Annotated in this window: 8 protein-coding genes; 6 read left to right on the plus strand and 2 right to left on the minus strand. The window is 55.6% G+C overall.

From position 1 onward, the window contains the following. Nucleotides 1–137: 137 nt before the first annotated feature. The 6 genes from rbsD to rbsR all read left to right on the plus strand — a co-directional run bounded on the left by rbsD (nt 138) and on the right by rbsR (nt 5,992). Nucleotides 138–557 (plus strand): D-ribose pyranase, encoded by a 420-nt coding sequence (rbsD, locus tag IM300_RS20890; protein ID WP_063868573.1) that lies wholly within the window; start codon nt 138–140, stop codon nt 555–557. A 7-nt stretch (nt 558–564) separates the two neighbouring features. Next, entirely contained in the window at nt 565–2,070 is a 1,506-nt protein-coding gene (gene rbsA / locus IM300_RS20895; protein ID WP_107534287.1) for a ribose ABC transporter ATP-binding protein RbsA, read from the plus strand. Between the two features lie 4 nt (nt 2,071–2,074). Beyond that, nucleotides 2,075–3,040, plus strand: a complete 966-nt coding sequence (rbsC, locus tag IM300_RS20900) for a ribose ABC transporter permease (RefSeq protein WP_047360514.1) — start codon at nt 2,075–2,077, stop codon at nt 3,038–3,040. Between the two features lie 27 nt (nt 3,041–3,067). Next, nucleotides 3,068–3,958, plus strand: coding sequence for a ribose ABC transporter substrate-binding protein RbsB (gene rbsB / locus IM300_RS20905; RefSeq protein WP_003862397.1), 891 nt, complete (start codon nt 3,068–3,070; stop codon nt 3,956–3,958). A 108-nt stretch (nt 3,959–4,066) separates the two neighbouring features. Beyond that, a complete protein-coding gene (gene rbsK, locus IM300_RS20910) occupies nt 4,067–4,996 on the plus strand; it encodes a ribokinase (RefSeq protein WP_193038169.1) in 930 nt (309 codons plus the stop codon). Nucleotides 4,997–4,999: 3 nt separating this feature from the next. Further along, nucleotides 5,000–5,992: a ribose operon transcriptional repressor RbsR gene (gene rbsR / locus IM300_RS20915; protein ID WP_193038170.1), complete on the plus strand. Its 993-nt coding sequence runs from the start codon at nt 5,000–5,002 to the stop codon at nt 5,990–5,992. On the opposite strand, the gene mdtD is transcribed toward rbsR, so the two are convergent. Both mdtD and IM300_RS20925 read right to left on the minus strand, forming a co-directional pair. After that, the gene (gene mdtD, locus IM300_RS20920) at nt 5,958–7,391 is read right to left on the minus strand and encodes a multidrug transporter subunit MdtD (protein WP_063452027.1); all 1,434 of its coding nucleotides are present in this window, start codon (nt 7,389–7,391) and stop codon (nt 5,958–5,960) included. The two genes, rbsR and mdtD, sit on opposite strands and share 35 nt — an antisense overlap. Next, a complete protein-coding gene (locus IM300_RS20925; protein ID WP_064910073.1) occupies nt 7,388–8,095 on the minus strand; it encodes a FadR/GntR family transcriptional regulator in 708 nt (235 codons plus the stop codon). Before IM300_RS20925 ends, mdtD begins: the two co-directional genes overlap by 4 nt. Nucleotides 8,096–8,476: the final 381 nt, after the last annotated feature.

The following is an 8,476-nucleotide window of genomic DNA, read 5'->3' on the forward strand; positions in this document are numbered from 1 at the left end:
CCCGCCAAAATCACCTCAATATTTCACTTAGCGAAACGTTTCGACGTTGATCACAAATCCGTTACGTCATGATGGTTTTCTGAACATTTTTGCGGCTACACTGTTTTTAGCGAAACGTTTCGCTAGTGGAGCAAAAAATGAAGAAAGGCACGGTACTCAACTCAGAAATCTCGTCGGTTATTTCCCGTCTTGGGCATACCGATACGCTGGTGGTTTGCGATGCAGGCTTACCGGTTCCGCGCAGCACAACCCGTATCGATATGGCGTTAACGCAGGGCGTGCCCTCGTTCATGCAGGTACTGGAGGTGGTGACCGCGGAAATGCAGGTTGAGACGGCCATTCTCGCCGCGGAAATCAAACAACATAATCCGCAACTCCACGAAACGTTGCTCAGCCACATTGAGCAGCTGCAACAACGCCAGGGAAACACCATTGAAATTCGTTACACAACGCACGAGCAGTTCAAACAACAAACCGCAGACAGTCAGGCGGTGATTCGCAGCGGGGAGTGTTCCCCGTATGCGAATATCATTCTCTGTGCTGGCGTCACCTTCTGAGGCCATCATGGACGCATTACTCCAACTCAAAGGGATCGATAAGTCGTTCCCGGGCGTTAAAGCCCTCTCCGGCGCGGCGCTGAACGTCTATTCCGGGCGCGTAATGGCGCTGGTGGGCGAAAACGGCGCCGGCAAATCCACCATGATGAAAGTGCTGACCGGTATCTACCAACGCGATGCCGGTTCGCTCTTATGGCTGGGTAAAGAGACCACCTTCAGCGGCCCGAAATCCTCTCAGGAAGCGGGCATCGGCATTATTCACCAGGAGCTAAACCTGATCCCGCAGTTGACCATTGCGGAGAACATCTTCCTGGGCCGCGAGTTCGTGAACCGGTTTGGCAAAATCGACTGGAAAACCATGTATGCCGAAGCGGACAAACTGCTGGCGAAGCTGAACCTGCGCTTCAAGAGCGACCGCCTGGTGGGCGACCTCTCCATCGGCGATCAGCAGATGGTGGAAATCGCGAAGGTGCTGAGCTTTGAATCGAAGGTCATCATTATGGATGAACCGACCGACGCCCTGACCGATACCGAAACCGAATCCCTGTTCCGCGTGATCCGCGAGCTGAAAGCGCAGGGGCGCGGCATTGTCTATATCTCTCACCGCATGAAAGAGATCTTCGAAATTTGCGACGACGTGACCGTCTTCCGCGACGGGCAGTTTATCGCCGAGCGCGAAGTGGCGACGCTGACCGAAGATACGCTGATCGAAATGATGGTGGGACGTAAGCTCGAAGATCAGTATCCGCATCTGGACAAAGCGCCGGGCGAGATCCGCCTGAAGGTAGATAACCTCTGCGGTCCGGGCGTTAACGATGTGACCTTTACCCTGCGCCAGGGCGAGATCCTGGGCGTCGCGGGTCTGATGGGCGCGGGCCGTACCGAACTGATGAAAGTGCTGTATGGCGCACTGCCGCGCACCAGCGGTTACGTTACCCTTGATGGTCATGAAGTGGTCACCCGCTCGCCGCAGGACGGGCTGGCGAACGGCATCGTCTATATCTCCGAAGACCGCAAGCGCGACGGCTTAGTGCTGGGCATGTCGGTTAAAGAGAACATGTCCCTGACCGCGCTGCGCTATTTCAGCCGCAGCGGCGGCAGCCTGAAGCACAAAGACGAACAGCAGGCGGTCAGCGATTTTATCCGTCTCTTCAACGTTAAAACGCCGTCGATGGAGCAGGCGATTGGCCTGCTGTCCGGCGGGAATCAGCAGAAAGTGGCGATTGCCCGCGGGCTGATGACGCGCCCGAAAGTGCTGATCCTCGACGAGCCAACCCGCGGCGTGGACGTGGGCGCGAAAAAAGAGATCTATCAGCTGATTAACCAGTTCAAGGCCGACGGTCTGAGCATCATTCTGGTCTCTTCCGAGATGCCAGAAGTATTAGGTATGAGCGATCGCATTATCGTCATGCATGAAGGGCATCTCGGCGGTGAATTCACTCGCGAGCAGGCCACCCAGGAAGTTCTGATGGCTGCCGCTGTGGGCAAGCTTAATCGCGTGAATCAGGAGTAAGAAGATGACTACCCAGGCTGTTTCTGGTCGCCGCTATTTCACAAAGGCATGGCTGATGGAACAAAAATCGCTGATTGCCCTACTGGTGCTGATCGCGATTGTCTCGACCATGAGCCCGAACTTTTTTACCGTCAATAACCTGTTCAATATTCTTCAGCAGACTTCCGTCAACGCCATTATGGCGGTGGGGATGACGCTGGTGATTCTGACCTCGGGTATCGATCTGTCCGTCGGTTCCCTGCTGGCGCTCACCGGTGCGATTGCCGCGTCGATTGTCGGCATTGAAGTTAACGCGCTGGTGGCCGTTGCCGCTGCCCTGGCGGCAGGCGCGGCGATTGGCGCCGTTACCGGTGTGATTGTGGCAAAAGGCCGCGTTCAGGCGTTTATCGCCACGCTGGTGATGATGCTGCTGCTGCGCGGCGTGACCATGGTGTACACCAACGGTAGCCCGGTGAATACCGGGTTTACGGATAACGCCGATCTGTTTGGCTGGTTCGGTATCGGTCGCCCGCTGGGCATCCCGACGCCGGTCTGGATCATGGCTATCGTCTTCCTGGCGGCGTGGTACATGCTGCACCATACCCGCCTGGGCCGGTATATCTATGCGCTGGGCGGTAATGAAGCGGCCACGCGTCTGTCCGGCATCAGCGTCAATAAAGTCAAAATTATCGTTTACTCCCTGTGCGGCCTGCTGGCCTCTCTGGCGGGCATCATCGAAGTGGCGCGCCTCTCTTCCGCACAGCCAACGGCGGGAACGGGGTACGAGCTGGATGCCATCGCGGCGGTGGTTCTGGGCGGTACGAGCCTTGCGGGCGGTAAAGGTCGCATTGTTGGGACATTGATCGGCGCACTGATCCTCGGTTTCCTGAATAATGGTTTGAATTTGTTAGGTGTTTCCTCCTATTACCAGATGATCGTTAAGGCAGTGGTGATTTTGCTGGCGGTACTGGTAGACAACAAAAAACAGTAACTGACGACACTACAGGACATCTTAGATATGAACATGAAAAAACTGGCTACCCTGGTTTCTGCTGTCGCGCTGAGCGCAACCGTAAGTGCTAACGCCATGGCGAAAGATACCATCGCGCTGGTTGTCTCTACCCTGAACAACCCGTTCTTCGTCTCTCTGAAGGATGGTGCGCAGAAAGAAGCAGACAAACTGGGCTACAACCTGGTGGTGCTGGATTCACAGAACAACCCGGCGAAAGAGCTGGCTAACGTTCAGGACTTAACCGTACGCGGTACGAAAATTCTGCTGATCAACCCAACGGATTCCGACGCGGTCGGTAACGCCGTGAAGATGGCAAACCAGGCGAAGATCCCGGTGATCACCCTGGACCGTCAGGCGACGAAAGGCGACGTGGTCAGCCACATTGCGTCTGATAACGTACTGGGCGGAAAAATCGCCGGTGACTACATTGCTAAGAAAGCCGGTGAAGGCGCGAAAGTGATCGAGTTGCAGGGTATCGCCGGGACTTCCGCGGCCCGTGAACGTGGTGAAGGCTTCCAGCAGGCTGTTGCGGCGCATAAATTTAACGTACTGGCGAGCCAGCCGGCAGACTTCGACCGTACTAAGGGTCTGAACGTTATGCAGAACCTGCTGACCGCGCATCCTGATGTGCAGGCGGTATTTGCACAGAACGACGAAATGGCGCTCGGTGCGCTGCGTGCGCTCCAGACTGCGGGTAAATCAGATGTGATGGTTGTCGGATTTGACGGCACGCCGGATGGTGAAAAAGCAGTAAATGATGGCAAACTGGCTGCGACCATCGCTCAGCTGCCTGAGCAGATTGGCGCGACTGGCGTGCAAACTGCCGATAAAGTGCTGAAGGGCGAAAAAGTTCAGGCCAAATACCCTGTTGACCTGAAGCTGGTCATTAAGCAGTAAAGGCGATTCAGGCAGTCGCTGGCTGCCTGAGGGACACCAAATAAAAGAAAAGTGTGGCATACGCCACCGGGTAATACCGGTGGCGCTCTCAGATGGACACCTCAATACATGAAAACCGCAGGCAACCTCGTCGTCCTTGGCAGTATCAATGCCGATCACATTCTTAACCTTGAAACGTTCCCCACGCCGGGCGAAACCGTCACCGGCAATCAGTATCAGGTCGCGTTCGGCGGTAAGGGCGCAAACCAGGCGGTTGCCGCAGGGCGCAGCGGGGCGAATATCGCGTTTATCGCCTGTACGGGTGATGACGATACCGGCGAGCGCGTACGTAATCAGCTGGCAAGCGACAACATCGATACTGCACCCGTCAGCATTGTTGAAGGGGAATCTACCGGCGTGGCGCTGATCTTCGTCAATGCGGAAGGTGAGAATGTCATCGGTATTCATGCGGGGGCTAACGCCGCGTTAACGACTGAACGCGTCGAAGCGCAGCGTGGGATCATCGCCGGCGCGGAAGCCCTGCTGATGCAGCTGGAGTCTCCGGTTAAAAGCGTGCTGGCCGCCGCGAAAATTGCGCATGAGAATCATACCACTGTCGTACTTAACCCTGCGCCTGCCCGTGTATTATCAGACGAACTGCTGGCGCTGGTGGATATTATTACCCCGAACGAAACCGAAGCGGAAAAGTTGACGGGTATCCGTGTCGAAAATGATGACGATGCAGCGCGTGCGGCGCGTGCGCTGCACGAAAAAGGCATTGGAACCGTGATAATCACCCTCGGCAGCCGTGGGGTGTGGGCTAGCGTCAATGGCGAAGGCCGTCGCGTACCGGGCTTTAAGGTCAAAGCCATTGATACCATCGCCGCAGGCGACACCTTCAACGGTGCGCTGGTAACGGCATTGCTGGAAGGAAAAGCAATGGATGACGCGATCCGCTTTGCGCATGCCGCCGCCGCGATTGCAGTGACGCGTAAAGGCGCTCAGCCTTCTGTTCCATGGCGTAAAGAGATTGATGAATTCTTAAGTCAGCAGGGGTAATGCTTGGCCACAATGAAAGATGTCGCCCGTATGGCGGGCGTTTCTACCTCGACCGTCTCCCACGTTATCAATAACGATCGCTTCGTCAGCGAGGCGATTCGGGAGAAAGTTAACGCTGCAATTAAAGAACTCAACTATGCACCGTCCGCGCTGGCGCGCAGCCTGAAGCTTAACCAGACGCGCACCATCGGCATGCTGATCACGGCCAGTACCAATCCTTTCTATTCTGAACTGGTGCGCGGCGTGGAGCGCAGCTGCTTCGAGCGCGGCTATAGCCTGGTGCTGTGCAATACCGAAGGGGACGAGCAGCGCATGAACCGTAACCTGGAGACGCTCATGCAAAAACGCGTCGACGGATTGCTGCTGCTCTGTACCGAAACGCATCAGCCCTCGAAAGAGATCATTCAGCGCTACCCTTCTATTCCCACGGTAATGATGGACTGGGCGCCGTTCGACGGGACCAGCGATCTGATTCAGGATAACTCCCTGCTGGGCGGTGATATGGCGACGCAGCACCTGATTGATAAAGGTCATACCCGCATTGCCTGTATTACCGGCCCGCTGGATAAAACCCCGGCGCGCTTGCGTCTGGAAGGCTATCTTTCGGCAATGGAGCGGGCAGGGCTTGCCATTCCTGATGGCTATCGCATCACCGGCGATTTCGAATTTAACGGTGGATTTGAAGCAATGCAGAAACTGCTGGCGCAAGAGCCGCGCCCGCAGGCCGTGTTTATTGGTAACGATGCGATGGCATTCGGAGCTTACCAGGCGCTGTATCAGGCGGGGTTACGTGTTCCGGACGATATGGCGATCGTGGGCTACGATGATATCGAACTGGCGCGCTACATGACGCCGCCGCTGACCACAATCCATCAGCCGAAGGATGAGCTGGGTGAGCTGGCCATCGACGTGTTGATCCACCGTATGGCGCAGCCCACGCTGCAACAGCAACGTTTGCAGCTTACTCCTGTTCTGATGGAACGCGGTTCGGTTTAGCCTTTTCTTTGTGACGCTCTTTAATCAGGTTCCGGCCGTCTTTCGGCTTTAACAACATAAAGACCACCGCCGATACCACGGTAAGTGCGCCCATGGTGATAAAGGTATAGTGGAACTGCTCAACGGTGTTCGTACCGTCAAACCCTTCATAAAACCGCAGTACCGCCGCGCTCACGGCTACCCCGAGGCTGATCGACAGCTGTTGGGTCACCGCCAGTACGCTGTTGCCGCTGCTGGCGTTCTCATCGGTGAGATCCGCAAGCGTAATCGTGTTCATCGACGTGAACTGCGTCGACATGGCCATCCCCAGCACAAACAGCGGCAGGATCAGCATCCATATCGGTAACGCCGCAGATTGCAGGGAGAACTGCGCAATCATCAAGCCGATAAATACCGTCACGCCAACCAGCGTCTTACGATAGCCAAACCAGCGCAGCACCTGCGTGACCGTCGATTTTGCCAGGATAGAGCCCATCGCCGTGGGGGCCATCATGCAGCCGGCAATCAGCGCCGGATAGCCAAAACCGACCTGAAGCATCAGCGGCATCAGGAAAGGCACACAGCCCGTGCCGAGACGTGATGCTATATTGCCCGCGATCCCGACGGAGAACGTTCGGGTGTTAAAGAGAGATAAAGAGATAAGCGGCGTCGGGTGGCGGCGCGCATGGCGTATATAAAGAAGGAACAGCAGAATACCGCTGAGGATGACGGCCAGCGCCAGCCACGTCGCTACGATTTTCTCGCCAAACAGCTCCATCCCGCTGGAGAACAGGACCAGGCTCAGGCCAAACAGGAAGAAGCCGCCCATATCGAAGCTGCGCCGTGGCGTGGTGAAGTTCGGCATATATTTGCGGGCGTAAATCAGCCCTGCCACACCAATCGGAATGTTAATCAGGAAGATCCAGTGCCAGCTTGCCCAGGTCACCAGTACCCCGCCGAGTACCGGGCCAAGTATCGGCCCGACCAGCCCCGGCATGGTCACAAAGTTGAGCACCGGGAGCAGTTCGCTGCGCGGATAGGCGCGCAATAACGCCAGACGCGCGACGGGCATCATCATCGCGCCGCCTATCCCCTGTAGGACGCGGAAGATAACCAGTTCCGTCAGAGAAGTGGAGAGGGCGCACGCCAGAGAACCGAGGGTGAACAGCGTCACCGCCAGCATGAACACTTTACGCGTGCCGAAACGATCGGCCAGCCAGCCGCTGACCGGAATAAGCATCGCCACCGTCAGGGTATAGCTGATGATGGCGGATTGCATCGCCAGCGGGGAGCGATTAAGGCTTTGGGCTATGGCGGGAAGGGCGGTATTAAGGATAGTGGCATCCAGTGCCTGCATAAAGAACGCCATGGCTGCAATCCACGGCAATCCGGCCATACTGCGTGCTTTTTTCTCAGTCATTTATTTACCTGCTGGTGGGTTGGCGCGGCCAGCAACGCCTGGCACGCACTCAGGGCTCGCTGCCCGTCGCTCTCCTGAATGGCATCGACTATCGCCTGATGCAGATCCAGCTTCACCACCTCATCTTGTGTGATAGAGGTAAAGTAAGTGTGGTACACAGAATGGAATAAAGAAGCAAAGGAGGTCAGGAAAGGATTTCCGCTCATATTATAGATATGTTCGTGCCAGGCCATATCGACCTCTATCCAGCGTTCGCGGTTAAAGTGCTTTTTCAGAAACACCATCTCTTCCATTAATGTATTGAGCTGCGCTTTTTGCTCTGCCGTGCCGAGCGTGGCGGCAAGCAGGCAGGCCTGAGGCTCAAGACTGCTGCGCATGACCAGAAAGTGATCAACGACCTGATTAAAGTTATCTTCGGTCATCCACCAGGTGAGTAATTCCTGATCGAGAAAGTTCCAGTTCCCCTGAGGCATAACGCGGGTGCCAATGCGCGGGCGTGGAAGCACCATTCCTTTCGCCGTTAATGTTTTTACCGCTTCGCGAACGGCGGTACGGCTTACGCCAAACCGATCCCCCAGTTCCATCTCGCTGGGCAGAATGCTCCCTGGGGCATATTTACCCGCTAAGATCAGCTGGGCCAGCTTTTCTGCCAGCACATACGACAGGTTTTTTTGAGCTGCCAACTGTTGTGCGCTTAATGGCATCGCTTTTATTCCTTAAATATTGATGCGGCTAATTATGCCATCTCAGGTGTGATTGTGGTTGCAGATACATCAAATAGAACAATTTGTAGCTTGATCTCATCGCTTTTGGTGAAAAAAAACACGGTCAGAAACTTTTTTTAAATTTCCTCTTGTCACTTCAGAAGAACTCCCTATAATGCGCCTCCACTGACACGGAACAACGGCACGCAAGCCGCCGGGTCAGCAGAGAAAAGCAAAATAAACGCTTGACTCTGAAGCGGGAAAGCGTAATATGCACACCCCGCGCCGCAGCGAAAACGTAGCGGCACTGCTCTTTAACAATTTATCAGACAATCTGTGTGGGCACTCAAAGTGACATGGATTCTTAACGTCGCAAGACGA

Origin of the sequence: Enterobacter cloacae complex sp. I2 (assembly GCF_014896205.1) — a bacterium.
Lineage (GTDB): Bacteria > Pseudomonadota > Gammaproteobacteria > Enterobacterales > Enterobacteriaceae > Enterobacter > Enterobacter quasihormaechei.